This window comes from Sphingomonas sanguinis (assembly GCF_001476905.1).
Classification (GTDB): Bacteria; Pseudomonadota; Alphaproteobacteria; order Sphingomonadales; family Sphingomonadaceae; genus Sphingomonas; species Sphingomonas sanguinis_B.
Genome location: NZ_LDTE01000021.1, coordinates 25,184 through 45,499, shown reverse-complemented (window position 1 = coordinate 45,499; position 20,316 = coordinate 25,184). Strand labels below are relative to the sequence as shown.

Annotated in this window: 14 protein-coding genes; 8 read left to right on the top strand and 6 right to left on the bottom strand. The window is 66.7% G+C overall.

Annotation, left to right across the window (positions count from 1 at the left end; genetic code table 11):
* Positions 1-6: 6 nt before the first annotated feature.
* Positions 7-2,376 carry a TonB-dependent receptor gene (locus tag SB4_RS04440; protein WP_082669954.1) on the bottom strand — a complete coding sequence of 790 codons (2,370 nt, stop codon included), beginning with the start codon at positions 2,374-2,376 and terminating at the stop codon, positions 7-9.
* A 279-nt stretch (positions 2,377-2,655) separates the two neighbouring features.
* Between SB4_RS04440 and SB4_RS04435 the strand changes: the two genes are divergently transcribed.
* From SB4_RS04435 to SB4_RS04415, 5 genes are all read left to right on the top strand, one after another.
* Complete coding sequence (locus tag SB4_RS04435) at positions 2,656-3,951, top strand: HD-GYP domain-containing protein (RefSeq protein WP_082669953.1); 1,296 nt, start codon at positions 2,656-2,658, stop codon at positions 3,949-3,951.
* A 72-nt stretch (positions 3,952-4,023) separates the two neighbouring features.
* Positions 4,024-4,494 (top strand): GNAT family N-acetyltransferase, encoded by a 471-nt coding sequence (locus SB4_RS04430; RefSeq protein ID WP_058717087.1) that lies wholly within the window; start codon positions 4,024-4,026, stop codon positions 4,492-4,494.
* Positions 4,495-4,543: 49 nt separating this feature from the next.
* A complete protein-coding gene (locus SB4_RS04425) occupies positions 4,544-6,160 on the top strand; it encodes an NAD(P)/FAD-dependent oxidoreductase (protein WP_058751596.1) in 1,617 nt (538 codons plus the stop codon).
* On the top strand, positions 6,157-6,528 hold the full coding sequence (locus SB4_RS04420) for a reverse transcriptase-like protein (RefSeq protein ID WP_058751581.1): 372 nt from the start codon (positions 6,157-6,159) through the stop codon (positions 6,526-6,528). Before SB4_RS04425 ends, SB4_RS04420 begins: the two co-directional genes overlap by 4 nt.
* Before the next feature lie 72 nt (positions 6,529-6,600).
* Complete coding sequence (locus SB4_RS04415) at positions 6,601-7,011, top strand: hypothetical protein (protein ID WP_058751580.1); 411 nt, start codon at positions 6,601-6,603, stop codon at positions 7,009-7,011.
* A gap of 37 nt (positions 7,012-7,048) precedes the next feature.
* On the opposite strand, the gene SB4_RS04410 is transcribed toward SB4_RS04415, so the two are convergent.
* Positions 7,049-8,386 carry a chloride channel protein gene (locus SB4_RS04410; protein WP_058751579.1) on the bottom strand — a complete coding sequence of 446 codons (1,338 nt, stop codon included), beginning with the start codon at positions 8,384-8,386 and terminating at the stop codon, positions 7,049-7,051.
* Between the two features lie 136 nt (positions 8,387-8,522).
* Between SB4_RS04410 and SB4_RS04405 the strand changes: the two genes are divergently transcribed.
* Entirely contained in the window at positions 8,523-10,058 is a 1,536-nt protein-coding gene (locus SB4_RS04405; RefSeq protein ID WP_241488474.1) for a DUF389 domain-containing protein, read from the top strand.
* Positions 10,059-10,125: 67 nt separating this feature from the next.
* Here the strand turns inward: SB4_RS04405 and SB4_RS04400 are convergent, their stop codons facing one another.
* Both SB4_RS04400 and SB4_RS04395 read right to left on the bottom strand, forming a co-directional pair.
* The gene (locus SB4_RS04400; protein ID WP_058751578.1) at positions 10,126-10,836 is read right to left on the bottom strand and encodes a SapC family protein; all 711 of its coding nucleotides are present in this window, start codon (positions 10,834-10,836) and stop codon (positions 10,126-10,128) included.
* Positions 10,833-12,398 (bottom strand): tryptophan halogenase family protein, encoded by a 1,566-nt coding sequence (locus SB4_RS04395; protein WP_058751577.1) that lies wholly within the window; start codon positions 12,396-12,398, stop codon positions 10,833-10,835. The genes SB4_RS04400 and SB4_RS04395 overlap by 4 nt, the downstream gene beginning before the upstream one ends.
* A gap of 138 nt (positions 12,399-12,536) precedes the next feature.
* On the opposite strand from SB4_RS04395, the gene SB4_RS04390 reads away from it, so the two are divergent.
* Positions 12,537-15,365, top strand: coding sequence for a TonB-dependent receptor (locus SB4_RS04390; RefSeq protein WP_058751576.1), 2,829 nt, complete (start codon positions 12,537-12,539; stop codon positions 15,363-15,365).
* Between the two features lie 6 nt (positions 15,366-15,371).
* On the opposite strand, the gene SB4_RS04385 is transcribed toward SB4_RS04390, so the two are convergent.
* Positions 15,372-16,625, bottom strand: coding sequence for an MFS transporter (locus tag SB4_RS04385; protein ID WP_241488473.1), 1,254 nt, complete (start codon positions 16,623-16,625; stop codon positions 15,372-15,374).
* Between the two features lie 97 nt (positions 16,626-16,722).
* On the opposite strand from SB4_RS04385, the gene SB4_RS04380 reads away from it, so the two are divergent.
* Positions 16,723-17,826 (top strand): DNA alkylation repair protein, encoded by a 1,104-nt coding sequence (locus tag SB4_RS04380; RefSeq protein WP_058751574.1) that lies wholly within the window; start codon positions 16,723-16,725, stop codon positions 17,824-17,826.
* A gap of 9 nt (positions 17,827-17,835) precedes the next feature.
* On the opposite strand, the gene SB4_RS04375 is transcribed toward SB4_RS04380, so the two are convergent.
* A complete protein-coding gene (locus SB4_RS04375; protein ID WP_058751573.1) occupies positions 17,836-20,256 on the bottom strand; it encodes a TonB-dependent receptor plug domain-containing protein in 2,421 nt (806 codons plus the stop codon).
* Positions 20,257-20,316: the final 60 nt, after the last annotated feature.

Below are 20,316 nucleotides of genomic sequence, written 5' to 3'. Positions count from 1 at the left end.
GTCCGGTCAGAAATTATAGAACAGGCTCAGCGTCGCCTGACGCCGGTCGCCCGGGACCGCCCAGCCGCCCGTGACGACGCCGGTCGTCGCGTTGATGTTGTTGCGCACGCCCGTGACGTATTTCTCGTCGGTGAAGTTCTGGACGTTGAGCTGCATCGTCCAGCGCTGGGCGATGGTGTAGGCCAGGAAGGCGCGGTGGATCAGATAATCGTCCACATGGAACTGCACCCGATTCCCCGCAACGGGGACGTTGGTCGCGAACGATCCCTGATAGGTCAGGCCGTAACCGACCTCCAGGCCGAAGGGCAGCTTGTAGGTGGTGAACAGGCTGCCCGAATGCTCGGGCGTCTGGACCAGCTCGGCACCTGCCTGCGGATCGAGCACGCCCGCCGCCTTGTCGCGGTTGGAGATACTCTGCAGCACCTTGCCGTCGAGATAGGTATAGTTGGCGAAGATCGTCCAGGCCGGGGTGATCGCCCCCGACGCACCCAGCGCGATGCCGTCGACGCGGCTGCGCCCGTCCAGCACCTGCAAGCCCACCGGCAGCGCCGGATCGTTGGAGGGCACGCGGTAATTGGTCCGCTCGTTGCGGAAGATGGCGGCGGTCAGCTCCAGGCGACGACCGAACAGCCCGGCCTTCACCCCCGCCTCGTAATTCTTGGCGGTCTCCGGGGCGACGGCGCAGGGGTTCGCGGCGGTCGCGGTGGACGGCACGCCGCAGCCCAGCCGGACGGTCGTCGAGGACGGCGTCTTGGCATTGCCATAGCCCGCATAGATGCTGACATTCTCGACCGGGTGGAACACGGCGCCCGCGCGCCAGGAGAGCAGCTTCTCGCGGCTGACCTGCGGCTGATAGGCAAGTTGCCCCGCATTGGCCGCCGCCAGCGGCAGGGCGCGGAAATTGGCCTCCTGATATTCCCAGCGCACGCCGCCGTTCAGCTCGAAGAAGCGGTTCAGCGCCAGCGTGTCGAAGGCATAGACGGCCAGGTTGCGAGTCTCGCTGCGCGACTGGGCGGTGGCCACGAAGTTGATCGGGCCGGCATAATTGGTGTTCGGGTTGGCGATCTCGATCGCGGGCTGCGCCACCACGCTGCCGTCCGCGTTGCGCAGCAGCGACCCCTGGGTCAGGCGGTAATTCTCGATCATGCCCGACATGCCGATGTTCAGGACATTGTGGAAACCGCCCTTCGCGCCTGCCTCATGGCGCAGGTCGATCTGGTTGGTCAGCATCTGGTTCTGCTGATCGCGCACCAGTCCGCGCGGACCGGACGGCAGGTAGAAGCCCGCTGGCAAATTGGTCGGGCATGCGGCGCCGATGGTGGCGCCCGGCGTCGCCGTCACCGGCTGGCGGTTGGTCGAGGCCAGACAGAAGGTCCCCTGTGGCGCGGAGGTGACGCTATACTGAGTCACCTGCTGCCAGCGGGTCAGGTTGCGCACGCTCCAATGCTCGTCGATCTGGTGGCGGAAGGTCGTGGTGAAGCGATCGACCGTGCTGTCCTGCCGGTCGAGATTGGCGATCCCGAAATAGCTCGAACGCTTGGCGCCGGGCACGAAGCCATCGACCAGGCCATTGTCGAACCAGGGAATGCCATAGACCGGCGTGTTGCGATCCTCCTGATGGACATAGGCCAGCGTCAGGCTGGTCGGCCCGCCGATGCCGATCGTGACCGAGGGCGCGATGCCCCAGCGCTCCATCTTCTCGACATCGCGGCCGGGTACGTCGTTATGGTGGTAGGCGCCGTTCAGGCGCACCGCGACCAGGTCCGACACGCGGACATTGCTGTCGATCGCGCCGCGATAATAATTGTCGGTGCCGACCGAGCCCTGCATGATCGTCAGCGTCTCGGGCGTGGGCACCTTGGAGACGAGGTTGATCGTGCCCCCGACCGAACCCGATCCGTTGAAGACGCTGTTCGCGCCGTTATAGACCTCGACCTGTTGCAGGTTGAACGGGTCGGTGCGGCTATACTGCGCACTGTCGCGCACCCCGTCGATGGTGATGTCGTTGCTGGCCGAATAGCCGCGCAGGTTGATCGAATCGCCATAACCGCCGCCACCCTCGCCCGCGCCGAAGGTGATCCCCGGCAGTGTCTGGAGCACGTCGCGCAGCGTCTGGAGATTCTGTTTCCGGATGGTCTGCTCGCTGACCACGGTGATGGTCTGCGGCGTGTCGAGCAGCGCGGCGGTCGCCTTCGGGCTTTCCAGCGTCGCGGTGGCGGCGCGCTGACCAGTCACGACGACCGTGTCGCGCTGCCCCGTCGCATCCTGCGCGCGGGTGGCCGTGCTGTCGGCGCGCGGCGTGCTTTCGGCTGCGGCGACACCGGGTGCGGTCGCCAGAAAGCCGACACAGGATAGGGCGATGAACGAATGTGACATGATGTTTCCCCTTTGCATCAAGCCGCTATTGCGAGACACTCGCACTGTCAACGCGAATGATAATGATTATCACGTCATATGATGAGCTTGGAGGGCAACGGGGCGTTGGATAGCGGTCGGGCGACCCGACGAACGTCCCCGAATATTTTTTAGAGCGGTTTTGTCTGACCAAAATGGTCAATACATGGATTTTTCAACGTTTTAACGGAACGTAAGGACAATGCCGATCCGAGCTGCTCGAAACCAAAATTTTACCGTGCCTCGGTAAGCATTCCCCCTATGAACGAGCGGTCAGACACAAATCGATATCTGCGTATCGAGGGCAGCCAGGCAGAGCTGGGAATGTTCATTCACACCCTGCATTGCGGATGGCTGAAGAACCCATTTTGGCGAAAGTCCTTCCTGCTGGTGGACAGCGAGGACCGGGACAAGATTCGCAATTCCGTGCCGCATGTGACCATCGATCTGGACAAGGGACGCGGCCTGACATTGGTGTCGGCAAGGGATATCGCCGAACAGGCAGCGCCAGTGCCTGTGCCGGTGCCCGTTGCCACTACCCCAGGCGCCGCGCCCGTGATGGCCATGATCAAGCCCAAGCGTCGCAAGCCCCGTACCGACATGGAACTGGCCAGCGTCACCGCCGAACGCGCGACCGAGGCGGTGACCCAGTTGTTCGGCGAAGCCCGGCTGGGCCATGTGATCCGCACTTCCGACCTGACGCCGATGATCGAGGAGATCGCCCAGGCCACCTCGCAGGGGCCCGCCGCGATGATCGCGGTCACCCGGCTGAAGGACAAGGATCGCTATACCTATATCCATTCGGTTGCGGTCGGAACGCTGATGATGGCGCTGGCACGTCATCTGGGGCTGAGCGACCATGATGTCCGTGTGGCGGGCATGGCGGGCGTGCTGCACGATATCGGCAAGATGAAGATCGAGTCCGAGATCGTCGACAAGCCCGGCCGCCTCGACCCGGCCGAACTGGCCAAGATGCGGATGCACCCCAGCCTGGGGCACAGCATCCTGCTCGACATGGAGGATCTCGACCCGCGCATCCTGGATGTGTGCCGCCATCATCACGAAAAGATGGACGGCACCGGCTATCCCGACGGGTTGAAGGACGAGCAGCTGAGCCTGTTCGTCCGCATCTCGGCGGTGTGCGACGTGTATGACGCGGTTACCTCGATCCGGTCGTACAAGCGCGCCTGGTCGCCGCACGAGGCGCTGGCCCAGATGATTGAATGGGACGGGCATTTCGACACCGAAATCCTGCGGGCCTTCATCACCAGCCTGGGCATCCAGCCCTTTGGCGGGCTGGTCCGGCTCAATTCCAATCGGCTGGGTGTCGTGGTGCGCGAAGGGTGCAGCCCGACCACCCCGATCGTGCGCGCCTTTTTCAGCGTGCCGGATCAGCAGATGATCCCGAGCGACGATGTCGCCACCTCGCACGATCCGATCCTTCGCGTCGAACGCGGCGAATATTGGTTTGGCGAGGGCTGGCACGCGCTTCGGGCAGAGATCATGGACCAGGCCGCCATGCCCGAACTACCCCAGCGCCGCGCCGCGGGCGGATAACTCCCGACGCTGGCGATCGCACCGTAGCCTGATAGCATGGCGGCTTCGATCCCAGCGTCGTGAGGCCCCTGCATGATGATCCGCACCGCCACCCCGAACGATGCTGTGGCGATGAGCCATGTTCTTCGAGAGATCATGGCTTTGACCGGCCGAACGCGTCCGCACGATCCGGCCTTCACGCTGTCAAACTACATCACCGCGCCCGATGGCATCCGCTGCAGCGTCGCGGTCGATGACGACGGCGAGGTGCTGGGCTTCCAATCGCTCAAGCGCGCCGTAGCGGGCAATCGCTATGACGTGCCCGAGGGATGGGGCATCATCGGAACCCATGTCAGCCCGCGTGCCCATCGGCGGGGAGTCGGCCGAGCACTGTTTGCCGTCAGCCGGGACGCCGCCATTGCGGCGGGCCTCGCAAGGATCGACGCAACGATCGGTGCCGACAACTCCATGGGCCTGACCTATTACGAAGCCATGGGCTTTCGCACCTGGCGCGAAGGGCCCGAAATCATCCAGAAGATGCTGGTTCTTTCCCCCGACGCGTGATCCATAGGGACGATGGCGGGACGCGGCGCAATTCTATATGGCGCGCGGGATGATCCGCCTCAGTGAATTGAAACTGCCTCTCCACCATGCGGACGAGGCCCTGCCCGCCGCCATCTGCCGTCGGTTGCGCGTAACCCCGCGTGAACTGGTGCGCTTCGTCGTGGCGCGGCGCGGGCATGATGCGCGCGACAAGAACAATATCCAGCTCGTCTATTCGGTCGACGTGAACCTGAAAAACGAGGCCACCGTGCTGGAGCGGTTCCGCCGCGACCGCGATGTCCAGCGCACGCCCGACACCCGCTATCATCTGCCGAGCGGACCACCGGCAGGTACGAAGCGCCCGGTCGTGATCGGCGCGGGCCCCTGCGGCCTGTTTGCCGCGCTGGTGCTGGCGCAGGCGGGATATCGTCCGATCATCCTGGAGCGCGGCAAGGTGGTGCGCGAGCGGACCCAGGACACCTGGGGCCTGTGGCGGCGCAGCGTCCTGAATCCTGAATCCAACGTCCAGTACGGCGAAGGCGGGGCAGGCACTTTCTCGGACGGCAAGCTCTACAGCCGGATCAAGGACCCGCGCCACCTGAACCGCAAGGTGCTGACTGAATTCGTCAAGGCGGGGGCGCCGCCCGAAATCCTGACCGAGGCGCATCCGCATATCGGCACCTTCCGCCTGGTCACCATGGTCGAGAGCATGCGCGCGACCATCGAGGAGCTGGGCGGCGAATACCGCTTCTCGACCCGTGTCGACGGGCTGGACGTCGAGACCGACGGGTCGGGCCAGCGCCGGGTGCGCGGGCTGCACCTGAACGGCGGCGGCTATCTCGAGGCCGATCATGTCGTCCTCGCCATCGGCCACAGCGCGCGTGACAGCTTCGCGATGCTGCAGGCGGCGGGTGTGTATGTCGAGGCCAAGCCCTTTTCGATCGGTGTGCGGATCGAGCATCCGCAGGGCTGGATCGACCGCGCGCGCTTCGGGCATCAGGCGGGCAACCCGATCCTGGGCGCGGCCGAATATCACATCTCGCACCACTGCCAGAACGGACGGACGGTCTACAGCTTCTGCATGTGTCCGGGCGGCACGGTGGTCGCCGCGACCAGTGAGGAGGGCCGCGTCGCGACCAACGGCATGAGCCAATATTCGCGCAACGAGCGCAACGCCAATTCGGGCTTCGTGGTCGCGATCGACCCGGAGCGCGACTTTCCCGGCGATCCGCTGGCGGGCCTCGCGCTGCAACGCCATTGGGAAGAGCGCGCCTATGTCGCGGGCGGCTCCAACTACAAGGCCCCGGCGCAGCGGGTGGGCGACTTCCTGGCCAAGCGCCCCTCGACCAGCCTGGGGTCGGTCACGCCCTCCTATCGCCCCGGCGTGACTCCGACCGACCTGTCCGAATGCCTGCCCGACTTCGTGGTCGAGGCGATGCGCGAGGCCATCCCCGTCTTCGGTCGCCAGATCGCCGGATACGACCACCCCGACGTGGTGATGACCGGCGTCGAGACGCGCACCTCCTCGCCGGTCCGCTTCACGCGCGGCGAGGACGGGCACAGCCTGAACACTTATGGCCTATACCCGGCGGGCGAGGGCGCTGGCTATGCGGGCGGCATCCTGTCGGCGGCGGTCGACGGCATCAAGACGGCCGAGGCGGTCGCGCGCAGCATCGGCGGGCTGTGAAAATCTTCTTCGACGGCGGCTATCGCCCCGGCGGCATGGAATATGCGGTGGTGATCGGGGGACAGGCTCGCATCGTCCGAAACCTGGGGCCCGGCACCAGCATGACCGCAGAGTGGCTGGCGCTGATTGCGGCGACCCGGGCGGCGCATGAGGCGGGGCTGACGGATGCCCTGCTGCTGGGCGATGCGGCGGCAGTGGTGGCGCAAGCGACCGGAAAGGTCAGGGTGCCGCCCGCGCATGTCGCGCATTTCGCGGAGTGGTCGGCCCTCCCTCGCCCGCCCCGGTTCCAGCTGCGTCATATCAAGCGGACGCAAAACCTCGCGGGGATCGCACTGGGGCGGTCGCGAGAGAAAATGAGAACCGCATAGGCCGTTCTGTGATTGCGGTGCGTTCGATTATGGTGGATTGCGGACATTGGCTCAAAATGCCAGCATTCCATCATGCCTCTATACGAGCCGATCGAAACAGGCGTTCGCCTGAATGCTCTTGCCAGCGACCTCCTTTCAATTCGCTGGGAGACGAATGCAATCTCTGCGGACTTCGTCTTACCGGATGACGATGAGCACGTTCTTCGTATCTCCTTCGACGGCCCCTGCATCGTGCGCCTGCTCGATGAAATGGCACTATCTACCGAGGAGGACGACACACCGGATAAAGGGCTGGCCCCCAATCACTTCGCATACCGTCTAGAAGGTGCGCGGTTTGCCTGCTCTCAATCCGAGACATGGAGGGAAGTCAGTGCCCCTGTGGGCCAGCCAACCATCCATTATCGGTTTGTCACAGGCTGGGCCTGCATGGATGTTTTGAGCGGCGCAATTCCATCCTTTTCGATTGCGGCCAAGGGTAGTTGAACGTCCGCAACTGGGCGTTTCCCGACCAGTGACCCTATCAGCGCACACTCTCCTCTACCGGCCGCATCGCAAACGTCCGCGACAGGCCGTGGTACAGCTTCTCGCGGCACACCAGCTGGCTGACCCCGTCGGCGATGAAGGCGGTGGCGAACATGGGCAGCATCAGGCCGCGGCTGGCGGTCGTTTCGGACAGGATGATGACGGCGGTCAACGGCGCGCGGACCACGCCCGCGAAATAGCCGACCATGCCCAGAATCACGATCGCCGAGGCAGGCGAGTTCGGGAAGACCGAGCGCAGCAGGTTGCCGAGCCCCGCCCCCACCGACAGGGACGGCGCAAAGATGCCGCCCGGCAGCCCGGCCACGGCGGTGGACAACGTCGCCAGGAATTTGGCCGGGCCGAACCACAGCGGCGCATCGACCCCGACGATCATCGCCCGCGCCGCGCCGTAACCGGTGCCCCAGGTCAGGCCGGTGCCGACCCCCAGCCCCGCGACGACGACACCGCACAGCCCCGCGAACAGGATCGGCCGCTGCTTGGTCCACCGGGTGACGCTATTGGTCCCGGTCGCCAGGATCAGCATCAGCCGGGCAAAACCGCCCCCGGCCAGCCCGCCGACGATCCCCGCCACGGGGGCCGCGACCAGCGCGCCGACGATCGGCATATGCGCGCCGATCAGCCCGAAATAGACATAATCGCCCTGCACCGACTGGGCGATCATGCCCGCAATCGCGATGGCGGCGATGACCAGCAGCGTGACCTTCTGCTCATAGGCCGACGCCAGCTCCTCAATCGCGAAGAGCAGCCCGGCCAGCGGCGTGTTGAACGCCGCCGCAACGCCCGCCGCACCGCCCGCGATCAGCACCGCGCCGCGCAGCGGCACGCCCAGGATGCGGTGGGTCAGCCCCATGATGGCGGCGGCGATCTGCACCGTCGGCCCCTCGCGTCCGACCGATGCGCCGCCCAGCACCGCCGCCAGCGTCAGCCCCGCCTTGGCGACGACGGTACGGATCGACACCAGCCCTTCGGTCGCGCGTTCGGGGTCGGCCTGTGCCGCCATCACCTGCGGAATGCCCGACCCCCGTGCCAGTGGCGCAAAGCGGCGGGTGATCCAGACCAGCCCCGCGAACAGCAGCGGCGTCACCACCAAGGGCGCCCAGTGATAATGTTTGGCGAAATGGCCGAACCACTCGCCCGCGACATCGGCAGCCCAGGCGAAGACCGTCGCCGCCAGCCCGATCGCCACCGCACCGATCAGGACGGCCAGACGCGTGCGGAACTGGACCGAGCCCGGCCCGGCCGTGCGCAGCAGCGCCCGATACCGCGCGGGTGTCCATTTGCGGATGATCGAGTGAGACGGGCGCTGATCTGCCATGTCCCATCCCCTACACCCGGAGGTCGGTGGAAAACCAGCCGAACCAGACTCTCTTTGCGGAAGATACAACCAGGGTCGCATCCTCGGGCCCGATCGCCTAGCAGGGAGATTCGGATCGACAAAAACAGGTTGGACCATGACCGAATCCCCCTCGCACGAACGCAGCACGATACGCCGGTGGTGGTCGATGTGGGTGGTCGGCGGGGTCGATTACGAAGCGGTGCTCGCCCAGATTTCGCAGGATTCGGGCTGGTCGGGGCGCTATGCCTTTCTGATCGTCATTTCCGCCGCGATCTCGCTGCTGGGCTTGCTGATGCCCTCGGTCGCGGTGTTGATCGGCGCGATGCTGCTCTCGCCGCTGATGATGCCGATCATCGGGCTGGGCTTCGGTATCGCGACCTTCGATACGCGGGAAATCCGGCGCGCGGCGACCGCACTGCTGGCCGGGGCGGCGATCGCGATCCTGCTGTCGACCGTCTTCGTCACCCTGTCGCCGGTTCAGACCATCACCAGCGAGATCGCCGGGCGCACCCGCCCCACCTTGTTCGACCTGCTGGTCGCGCTGCTGTCGGCGGTGGCGGGGGCCTATGCGCTGATCCGGGGGCGCGGCAACACGGTGGTGGGCGTCGCCATCGCCATCGCGCTGATGCCGCCGCTGGCGGTGGTCGGCTTCGGCATCGCGACGGCCAACTGGACCGTGTTCAGCGGCGCGCTGCTGCTGTTCCTGACGAACGCCGTCACCATCGCGCTGACCGCCGCGATCGTCGCCCGTGTCTATGGTTTCGGGCGGCATCTGTCGCACCAGCATACGGGGTGGCAGGTCATCCTGTTCTGCGGCGCGATCGGCGTGCTGTCGATACCGCTGGGCGCAGCGCTGCGCCAGATCGCGTTCGAGGCGGTGGCGCAGCGCCAAGCGCGCGACACGATCCGCGCGCGCTTTCCCGACACGTCGCGGCTGGGCCAGCTCGACATCGATTATGCCGCCAAACCGATCCGCATCCGCGCGGTCGTCTTCACCCCGCATCTGGAGTCGCAGGCCGACACGCTACTCGCCGCCGATCTGCGCCAGCGGCTGGGCCAGCCGATCGACCTGCATGTCGACCAGCTGCGCGTCTCGCTGGACGACAATGGCGCGGAGGCGGCGCAGATCGCCCGCGCCAGCCAGTCGAGCGGCCCCAGCGATGCCGACCGCCAGCAGCGTGCGGTTGCCGACCTGGCGCTGATCGCTGGGGTGGATGCGAGCGCGGTGCAGACGGACGCCACGAACCGCACGCTCACCACCACCGCCGCCGCTTTGCCCGGCCTGGGGCTGGCGGGCTATCGCGCGATCGAGGCACGGGCGGCCGACGCCCTGCCGCAATGGACGGTCCACCTGGCGCCCCCCGCCGATGTCGCGCCGCCCGCGATACGCTTCGTGCAGGGCGTGCTGAACGGCGACGGACTCGACGCCGCCGCCTGGGCCAGCGCCCGGTCGCAGCGTGCGCTCTTGGTCACGGGCGGCACTCCGGCCCAGCGCCGCGCGGTCGCCGATGGCTTGACCAGCCGGGGCGGCCGAGCCGAGATCGGCGGGGGCGGCGGCGCGATCCGGCTGAGCTGGCCACCCGTTCCGCCCAAAGCGGACGATGCGGCCCCGTCCTCCCCTGCCCGGGGAGATAGCAGGCCGCAGGACTGACGGAACGGTGTCCCGGTCCAGGAAGTCGGACCAGGCAAGGCCGCATCGCATGGGCCTCGTTCAGCGCCTAATCGAGCGTGTATCCGGTGATGGCGGGCGCAAAGCGCGCATTGTGCAACTGGCGCAACCGCTCGACCTGCGCCAGCGAGGCGGTGAGGATCGCGGCGGGAGCGAGCCGGTCGGCGCGGTGCAGTGCCAGCACGGCCGTATCGGGCAACGCCCGCATCGCCGCCTCGTCAACGGTGTAAAGCCCTGCCAAGTCATGCACGGTCCCGTCACCCTTGGTCAGCGACAGTGCCAGCGGGCGGATCAGACGATGCCCGGCCCAATCATCGACTAGGGCTTGTGCCGCCGCGACATCGGCGACCAGCCGCTCCAGCCCTTGCGCGATGTCGGCCAGCAGCGGGCCGGGGCGATCCCCGTCGAACAGCGGCCGCCCGTCCTCTCCCAGGCTCGGGTCGGTCGGGTCGATCGCCAGCCCGCCCGCCCCGCGCGCGTCGAGACGGAATCCGCCGAGCAGCACGGCGCGCGGGACATAGGTCGCCTGGAAACCGCCACCGAAAACGAACAGGTTCGCAGGTTCGATAAGGCTCATCAGCGCGATCAGATTGAACCGGCCGGTCTGGCCGTCCTTGGCGAGGCACAGCGGCATGTCGGCCGCCGCCAAGGCGATTTCCGACAGTCCGATCCGGGCAAAGCGACGGGCAGCGCCAGCGACGCGGTGGCTATAGAGCAGGTCGCGATGCGTGGACGCGGACAGCGGGACGATATCGGTCATACCCGCTGCAGACCATGTTCGCGGATCGCCCGCAACAGGTCGCGGTGGACGGGCGCACGGGCGCGCAGCTCGTCCTTGGCGCGTGCCGTCCTGCCCACGAATCGCTCCGCCAGCACCGCATCGGGGGCGGCCGGGTCGACAGGCGGCCGATGGCTCTCAAACCCCATGCCGTGCAGGACATATTGATAGCTGGGCCAGGAAAACACCTCGCGGGCATGGTCAAAATCCTGCGGGCCGGGCGAATGATGCCGCCACAGTTCCAGCCGCTCGGCCAGGCCGTCGGGAATGGAGGAGGCCGCGACATTGTCGCGCCAGAAATCGGTGTCGGTGCGCTTGGTCAGGACATAATGCAGCTTCAGGAACTCGATGATCCGCATCCAGTGATGGGTGAAGGTCGCGTTGAACTGGCGCGCCATCACGTCCATCGCGGCGCGGGTGCGCGGCAGCCGGTCGGCGATCGCGTCCATCGCCGTCTCGATCAGCATCAGCGCGGAGGCCTCCAGCGGCTCGATGAACCCAGCGGACAGGCCGACCGCGACGCAGTTATTCTGCCAGAAGCGCGTCCTATGCCCGGCATAGATGGTGATCCGCCGCGCGCTCAACCCCTCGGCGGCGGGACCGATATAGGCGCGCAACGCCGCCTCGGCCGCATCGTCGCTGGTATGCGCGCTGCTATAGACATGGCCGACGCCGCGCCGGGTCCACAGGCCGATGTCCCAGATCCAGCCCGATTCTTGCGCGGTCGACACGGTGTGGCAGGTGATGGGGTCGTCCGGCTGCGCATAAGGCACCTGCAGCGCGATGGCCCGGTCGGCGAACAGCACGTCCCCGCACCGGCGGAACGGCACGTCATAAACCCCGCCGATCAGCAGCGCGGCAAAGCCCGTGCAGTCGACGAACAGGTCGCCCGCCACGGTGCCGCCATCGGCCAGCTCCAGATGCGCGATGTCGCCATTGTCCGCGACCGCGACCCGCACGACATCGCCCAGCACATGCTCGACGCCCAGCTGCCCCACGCCATGGTCGCGCAGCAGCGTGGCGAACTTCCCCGCGTCCATATGATAAGCATAATTGGCATGGCCCGCATATTCGGGCGCGACAATCGACTTGGGCGCCAGGCCTGCGTCGCACAGCATCGCCTGATAATCGACCCAATCGGCAAAGCTCGCGCCCATCTCCGACCGGTGCAGCCAGTGCGGCGCCAGATCGATCTCCGTCGCGCCCGCAGGCGGGTTGAGCGGGTGGTAATAGCCGTCGTCCGCCGTCCCGTCGGTCCAGCCGACGAACCGCGCGCCCTGTTTGAACGCGGCATCGCAGGATCGGATGAAGTCGGTTTCGCTGATGCCGATCTTGGCCAGCGTGTTGCGCATGGTCGGCCAGGTCCCCTCACCCACCCCGACCGTGGGCACATTGCGCGATTCGACCAGGGTGACGCGGACATCGCCGCCGGTCCGCCGCGACTGGGCCGCCAGCCGACAGGCGGCGATCCAGCCCGCCGATCCGCCGCCCACCACGACCACGCGTCGCACCGGACCATCGGTCCGCTCCGCTCGTCCCGTCATCCGATTCCTCTCCTCTCACCGCACAGCGCATCATAGCGGTTTGAATTTCATTTGTATTTGTCAGACATAGATAATAACACCGCATTGACAAGCAGTTCATCAGAGACTGCGACCAAGTTCATCTAGGGGAGCAAATTGATGCAAGTTTATGCCATCGGTCAGTATCGCGGCCGGACATGGACCGGTGGGCTGTCCTGCGCACTTGTCGCACTTATTGCGGCAACGCCGGCCCTCGCCCAGAGCCAGACGCCCCCCGCCGACCAGACGGCCACCCTGCCCAGCCAGAGCACCGCCGATGGCGCCTCCTCCGACATCGTCGTCACCGGCATCCGCCGCAGCATCGAGTCGGCCGCCGCGATCAAGCGTGACGCCGCCGGTATCCTCGATGCGATCTCCTCCGAAGACCTGGGCAAGTTCCCCGACGCCAATGTCGCCGAATCGCTCCAGCGTATTCCGGGCGTCGCCATCGACCGCAGCAATGGCGAGGGCGCCTCGGTCAGCGTGCGCGGCCTGGGCCCCGCCTTCAACACGGTGTTGTTCAACGGCCGCAGCTTCGCCTCCGACAATTACAACCGCGCCTTCTCGTTCGACCTGATTCCCGCCGAACTGATCAGCGGCGCGCAGGTCTATAAGAGCTCGCAGGCCCCGCTTCAGGGCGGCGGCATCGGCGCGACGATCAATGTCCAGACGCCGCGCCCGCTCGCGCTCAAGGAGTTCAAGGGCGTCTTCACCGCCAAGGCGCTGTATGAGGGCAACAGCAAGAAGGTCACGCCGCAGCTGTTCGGCCTGCTCAGCGACACCTTTGCCGACGGCAAGCTGGGGCTACTCGCCTCGCTGTCGTACCAGAAGCGTATCGCGTCGATCCGGGCGATCAGCACCGACGGTTATATCCCCGGCACCTCGGTCGGGCCCAATAACGCGCCGCTCTACACCAACGTCTATGCGCCGCGGAACCAGGACGTGAACGAGACGCGCGACGATCGCACCCGCCTGGGCGCGACGCTGGTCGCGCAATATGCGCCGACCGACGAGCTGACCTTCACCGTCGACGGCCTCTACAACCGTTTCAAGAGCGACACCACGACGCGGGGTCTCGGCAGCTGGTTCGAGCCGACCAGCTATACGGCGGCGGGAATCGACTCCAACCGCACCGTCACCTCGCTGACCACCAACGGCAATGCCGACTTCATCGCCTCGGGCGGGGTGCGCGAGACGACGACTTACGAGGCCGGGTTCAACGCGGAATGGCGTCCGGCCGACAATGTCCGCATGGTGTTCGACGCCACCTATTCGCAGGCCAAGAATGCGGGCGGCGGCAAATCCTATTTCACCGTCATCGGCGTGCCGACCCAATATTCCTTCACCGCCGCGCAAGGAAACGGCATTCCGTCGACCTCGGGTTATGCGAACGGCGTGCTGACCAACCCGGCGCTCGGCCGCACCCATATCGCCGGGCGCAGCGGCAACGACGTGACCGAGAAGGTCCAGGAATATCGCTGGAACACCGAATGGAAGCCGGGCTGGGACATCGTCACGGCGCTGCGCTTCGGCGTGACCGGCACCTCGCGCGACAAGCGCAACGTGCCCTTCACCTCCGACCCCAATATCGGCTGCCTCTATTGCGGTTATCCGACGCTGGCCGATCCGTCGCTGCTCTCGCCCTTCACCCTCGGGTCGCTGGGGCAGAAGGGCGGCAGCGTGCCGACCACCTTCCTGACCTATAACCCGCAGGCCTATTTCAACTATCTGACCAGCACCGCCGCGACGACCGCGCTCGACCTGGCGCGCGGCCAGCCGGTGGGCACGACGGCGGCGATCTTCGCGCGGACCAACGGCTATGCCGTGACCGAGCAGCCCTCGGCCCGTGTTCGCGAAAAGGTCTTTGCCAGCTATGCCGATGTCGATCTGGAGGGCACGGTCGCGGGCCTTCCCTGGTTCATCAATGTCGGCGGGCGGTATGAATATACCGAGCTCGTGTCGGCCGGGCAGCAATTGCAGCTGACCGACCTGCTGCCGGTGCCGGGTGATCCGACCACCTATACCGGCGTCTTCGCCAACAACCGCGCGGCGGTGTCGGTCAACAAGCGGTCGTCGTACAGCAACTTCCTGCCCAATCTGAACGCCAAGCTGAACCTGACGCCCAAGCTGCAGGCGCGCTTCGCCGCCTATAAGACGCTGACGCGCCCGGCCATCGGCGACCTGGCGCCCAGCCTGGACATCGGCACGCTGCGTCCCGCCACGCTGACCGCCAGCGGCGGCAATCCCGAGCTGAAGCCGTATCGCGCGACCAATTTCGACCTGTCGCTGGAATGGTATCCGACGGCGACCACCACCCTGTCGGCGGCGGTGTTCCACAAGACGGTCGACGACTTCATCGTCCAGACCTTTGGCGAGGAGCTGTTCACCATCGCCAATGCGGGGAACATCCCCGTCGGCGGGCTGATCGTCGGGCCCAACACCGCCAAGTTCAGCGTGCGGCGTCCGCGCAACGCGGAATCGCTAAAGATCAAGGGGCTGGAGCTGAACCTGGTCCACACGCTCGACTGGCTGCCCGGCGTGCTCAGCGGCTTCGGCGTACAGGCCAACGCCACCTTCGTGACCACCAATCGCGAATTCGACGTCAGCCAGGTCGGCCAGTCCTTCGCGGCCGAGGGCATCGGCAATTCGCAGAACGCGACCCTGTTCTACGAGAAGTTCGGCGTGTCGGCGCGTATCGCCTATAACCGGCGCGAACGCTTCCTCCAGCAGCTGGCGGGCGGTCCGGGCAACGAGCCGGTGTTCGTGCGCGATTACGGCCAGTTCGACGGCAGCGTGGCGGTGAACATCACCCCCTTCGCCCAGGTCTTTGTCGAGGGCACGAACCTGTTCAACGCGAAGTATTTCGCCACCGGCCGCTTCGACAATCAGCTGCTGCGCTACCAGAATTTCGGCCCCCGCTACGACGCGGGTGTCCGCTTCTCGTTCTGATAACCTTCAGGCAGGCGTGACCGGCCCCGTCGGTCGCGCCTGCTCGGTTTCCGCCAGCGGGCGAACGCGCAGGAGCAGGACTCCGCCGAGCAGAGCCAGGACGCCCAGCACCAGACAGAACGCGACCACGCCGCTCCATCCGGCACGGGTCCAGGCGAAACCGCCCGCAGAGCCCAGCACGCTCGACCCCATATAATAGAAGAACAGATACCAGGCCGCGGCCTGGCCGCGCGCCGCGCCACCCCGCCGCCCGACCCAGGCGCTGGCGATCGAATGCGCCCCGAAAAAGCCGATGGTGACGACCGCGATCCCGACGATCACCATCCACAGCGGCGCGGCACCGCTGAGTATGACGCCCGCGATCAACAGGGCGACGGGCACCCAGAACATGCGGCGACGCCCCGCCTTGCCCGCAAGGCCGCCGAACAGGCGCGAGCTGATCGATCCCAGGATATAGATCAGGAATATCGCGCCCACGACCGCATGGCTCAGATGATAGGGTGGGCCCAGCAGATGAAAGCCGACATAGTTGAAGACGGTCACGAACACGCCCATCAACAGGAAGCTTTCGGCATAGAGCAGCCGCAGGCCCGGATCGCGGAACAGGCTCGCCGCCCCGCGCGGCAGCGCCAGCCAATCGTCGCCGCTCGCCACGAACCGGCGCGAGGGCGGTGCCAGTCGCCGGAACGCCTCCGCCAGGAGCAGGCCCGCCACGCCCACCGCCGCCAGCGCCCACCGCCAGTCGGCGACCGCCGCGACCAGGCTGGCGACCAGCCGCCCGCCCATGCCGCCCAGCCCGCTTCCGGCGATATAGAGCCCCATCGCCGAGCCGATCGAGGCCGCGTCCACCTCTTCGGCGACATAGGCCATCGCCACCGCCGGAACCCCGGCCAGCGCCAGCCCGGCCAGGAAACGGAGCGCCAGGAATCCGTACCAGCCCGGCACCACCGCCGCCGCGAGGGTCAGGAGCGCGGCGGTCATCATCGCCGCGACCATCAGCGAACGCCGCCCCAACCGATCCGATACCGCCCCCGCGACCAGAATGCCGACGGCCAGCGGGCCGGTCGCCAAGGATACGGCCAGGGACGACGCCTCGGCGCTGATGCGATAATGCGCGGCTAGCAGCGGCATCAACGGCTGCACGGCATAAAGGGTCGAAAAGGTCGCGAACCCGGCGAACAGCATCGCCCAGGTCAGGCGGCGATAGCCGGGAGTCCCGGCGGCCAAGGCCTGTGATGGAGCGGAAGATGGGTCGGTCACGGTCATTCCTAACGGCTCAGGGACGCATGGGGCTCCGCACCTTGCCTCTCCCAGCCTTTGTCACGATGACGCTATGCGACGAAACTATGGGCAGAGTATGAACGAGCCGGCTGCACACCCGCTGATGAAGGATATTCTGGGCCACGCCGCACTGCGTGTGATCGCGGATGCCGGAATGGCCGCGTCGCCGCGTTTCGATCGCGCCGCCTTTCTCGATACCGCGACCCAGGGGCTGGACGCGCTGTCGGTCATGGCGCGGGTGCGGCATATCGCCGATGCGCTGCACGGCGCGCTGCCCGGTGACTATCCGCACGCGCTCGCGGTGCTGCGCGCGATGGGCCCGCACGTGACCCATGCGTTTCAGGGTTTTGCGCTGGCCGAATATGTGGCGCGGTACGGGCTCCACGATGTCGACGCGTCCATGGAAGCGCTGGCCGACCTGACCCGCCACGGCTCGGCGGAGTTCGCCATCCGCCCCTTCCTGGCCCGCGATCCGACGCGCGTCCTGGCGCAGATGCGCGCCTGGGCGGAGCATCCGAACGAGCATGTCCGGCGGCTGTCCAGCGAAGGCGCGCGACCGCGCCTGCCCTGGGGAACACGGGTGCCCGCGCTGAAGGACGATCCGACGCTCGCCGCGCCGATCCTGGAGAGGCTGAAGGCCGATCCCAGCCTGTATGTACGCAAATCGGTTGCCAACCATCTGAACGATATCGGCAAGGATCGCCCCGACTGGCTGGTCGAGCGGATGGCGGGATGGTCGCGCGACGATCCGCGCACCGCCTGGATCATTCGCCATGCGCTGCGCTCGCGGATCAAACAGGGCGATCCGGCGGCGCTCGCCATCGTCGGGGCGCGGGCGGATGTCGCAGTGACGGTCACGGACTTCGCGATCGCCCCGGCCAGCATCCGGTTGGGCGAGACGATCGCGATCACGGCGGCGCTGACGTCCAACGCGGAGTCAGAACAGCGGCTCGTCGTCGATTACCGCGTCCATTATGCCCGCGCGAACGGGCGGACAGCGGCCAAGGTCTTCAAGTGGAAGAGCTTCGACCTGGCCGCAGGAGCCTGTGTCTCGCTGGCGACTCGACAGATCATCCGGGATTTCAGCACCCGGCGGCATCATCCCGGCCGTCACGAGATCGAACTCCTCGTCAACGGCCGGGTGATGGCGGCGGCAGGATTCGACCTGCACACCGCCTGAAACGAACGCTTACCAGTTCAGCCCGGCGCGAACGTAGAGATAGCGCCCGTTGAACCCGAAGGGCGAGAAATAGGGGAAGCCCAACACGCCGGTCGAGTTATTGGCCAGCGCCGTCGCACGCGGATAGACGTCGAACAGGTTGCTGACGCCGATGCCGATCTGCGCGCCCTTCGGCGCCGCGTATCGCAGTTCGAGGTCGGTGATCGCGCGGTTGCCGGTCAGCACGTCGGCGGCGGGCGTCGTGCCCGGCTGGTTGACGTTGCCATAATAGGTCACGCGGGCCAGCGCACCCAGCCGGTCGAGCGACCAGTCGATCGTGCCGGTGATCTTCTCGCCCGGCGTGCCCTCCTCCAGGGTCAGGATGCGGCTGCGGGCGAACAGGGTCGGCGCGGGGTTCAGCGTCGCGGTCGAGGTCGGCACGCGCGTCACCTCGATCGTGTTGATGTTACCCGCCAGCGTGAAGTCGAACGTCCCCGCGCTTGTCGTGCGCGCGCGGTAATGGCCGACCACGTCGATGCCCTTGGCGGTGCTCGCCAGGCCGTTGATGAAGAAGCGCGCCGCCGAGACGTCCAGCGGTCGGAGCAGGCTGGCGACCTGCGCATTGTTCGCCGCCTGGATGTTCTCCGACAGGCCGATCTGGTCGCGGATATGGATGCGGTACGCGTCCACGGTCAGGTCGAACCCGCCCGCGCGGATGACCGTGCCGACCGACAGGTTGGTCGACTTTTCGGGCCGCAGCGGCAGGCCGCCCAGCGCGACGCCGACCGGGTCGGTCGACGGGAAGGTGCCGGTCTGGATCGGCACACCGTTGGTCACGACCGAAGCCGTCTGCGTGAAATATTGCTGTTGCAGCGACGGCGCGCGGAAGCCGGTCGAGGCGGTGCCGCGCAGCGCGAACCAGTCGGTGACGTCATAGCGCGCCGATACCTTGCCGGTCGCGGTCGAGCCGAAGTCCGAATAATCCTCGCCACGCCCGGCGATGCCGAGCAGCAGCTTGTCGGTGATCTGCGCCTCGACATCCAGATAGATGCTGCCGCTGCGCCGTGCCCGCTTGGTCGCGTTCTTGGGCTGGAACCCGCCAAAGCCCTGCGCCCCGCGCGAGGCCCCCGCCACGGCACCGCTGTCCGGCGCGCCATAGGATGCCTGCTCGCCCGGCGAGATCTTATAGCCTTCGCGCCGCCCCTCGATGCCGAAGGCGACGTTCAGCGACTGGAACACGTCGAACTTGCGCGTCACGTCCAGCCCGGCGACATATTGGTCATAGGCGACCTGGCCGTCATAGAAATTCTTCGGCGTCGCCGCGCCATAGGCGTAGTTGGCCGAGTTCAGCGTGCGGAAATCGACGATGTTGCGGCCATAGCTGAGCGATAGGTCGACATTATATCCGCCGAAATCACCGCGCAGGCCGACCGCCGAATTGATGTCCTTCGACTTGGTGTTGATGATCGGCAGGAAGCCGTTCGGATAGCCCGCCGTGATCGTCGCCGCGCTGGTATTGCGCGGGAAGGCTGCGCCGCGCGTGTCGCGGTCCTGATAGCCGCCGAACGCGTACAGGCTGACATTATCGGTCAGCGAGGTGCCCGCATTCACGAAGCCGGTGAACTGTTCGACCTCCGGGTCGCCGTAACGGCCGGTGATGCGGTTGGGCGTCACGCGGCGGTCGATATCGGCGCGATTGGTCGGCTGGCGCTTGGTATATTCGCCCGACACGGTGACGAAGCCGTCGCTACCGAAACCGAAACCCTGCCAGGCCGAGGCGGTGACTACCGGCTCGCCATTGACGTGGCGGCTGTTGGCGGCAGTGTTCACATCGGTGTTGTAGAAGCCGTAGGTGACTGAGGCACCGCCGCCGTTACGCGCCTCGCGCAGGCGCAGGTTGACGACACCGGCGATCGCGTCCGATCCATATTGCGCCGAGGCACCGTCGCGCAGCACCTCGATCCGGTCGAGCGCGACCGTCGGGATGGTGTTCAGGTCGACCGCCGCCGATCCGCGACCCACCGTGCCGTTGGTGTTGAGATTGGCGGAGGTGTGGCCGCGAATGCCGTTGATCAGCACCAAAGTCTGGTCGGGCGACAGGCCGCGCAGCGTCGCCGGGCGGATCGCGTCGGTGGCGTCATTGGCGGACGGACGCGGGAAATCGATCGAGGGGGCGACGGTCGACAGCGCGGCGGCGAGTTCGGTCGTCCCCTGCCGCTGCAGGCTGGCGCCGCTCAGCACATCGACGGGCGACACGCTGTCCAGGCGGGTACGCCCCTCGGCGCGGGTGCCGGTGACGATGATCTCGTTCCCCGCATTGCCCGCGTCGCTCGCGGGGGCGGCCTGCTCGTCCGCCTGCTCTGCTGGCGTGGCCGTCTGGGCGGCAGCGGCCTGCGCGCCGAGCGCCAGCAACGAAACCCCCAATAGGGCGATGATGCGACCCTGTTTCATTCCCTGAATCCCTTGTTCTTTTCTCGCCCGGACACTCGAAAGGCCGGCTGAGACTGCGAC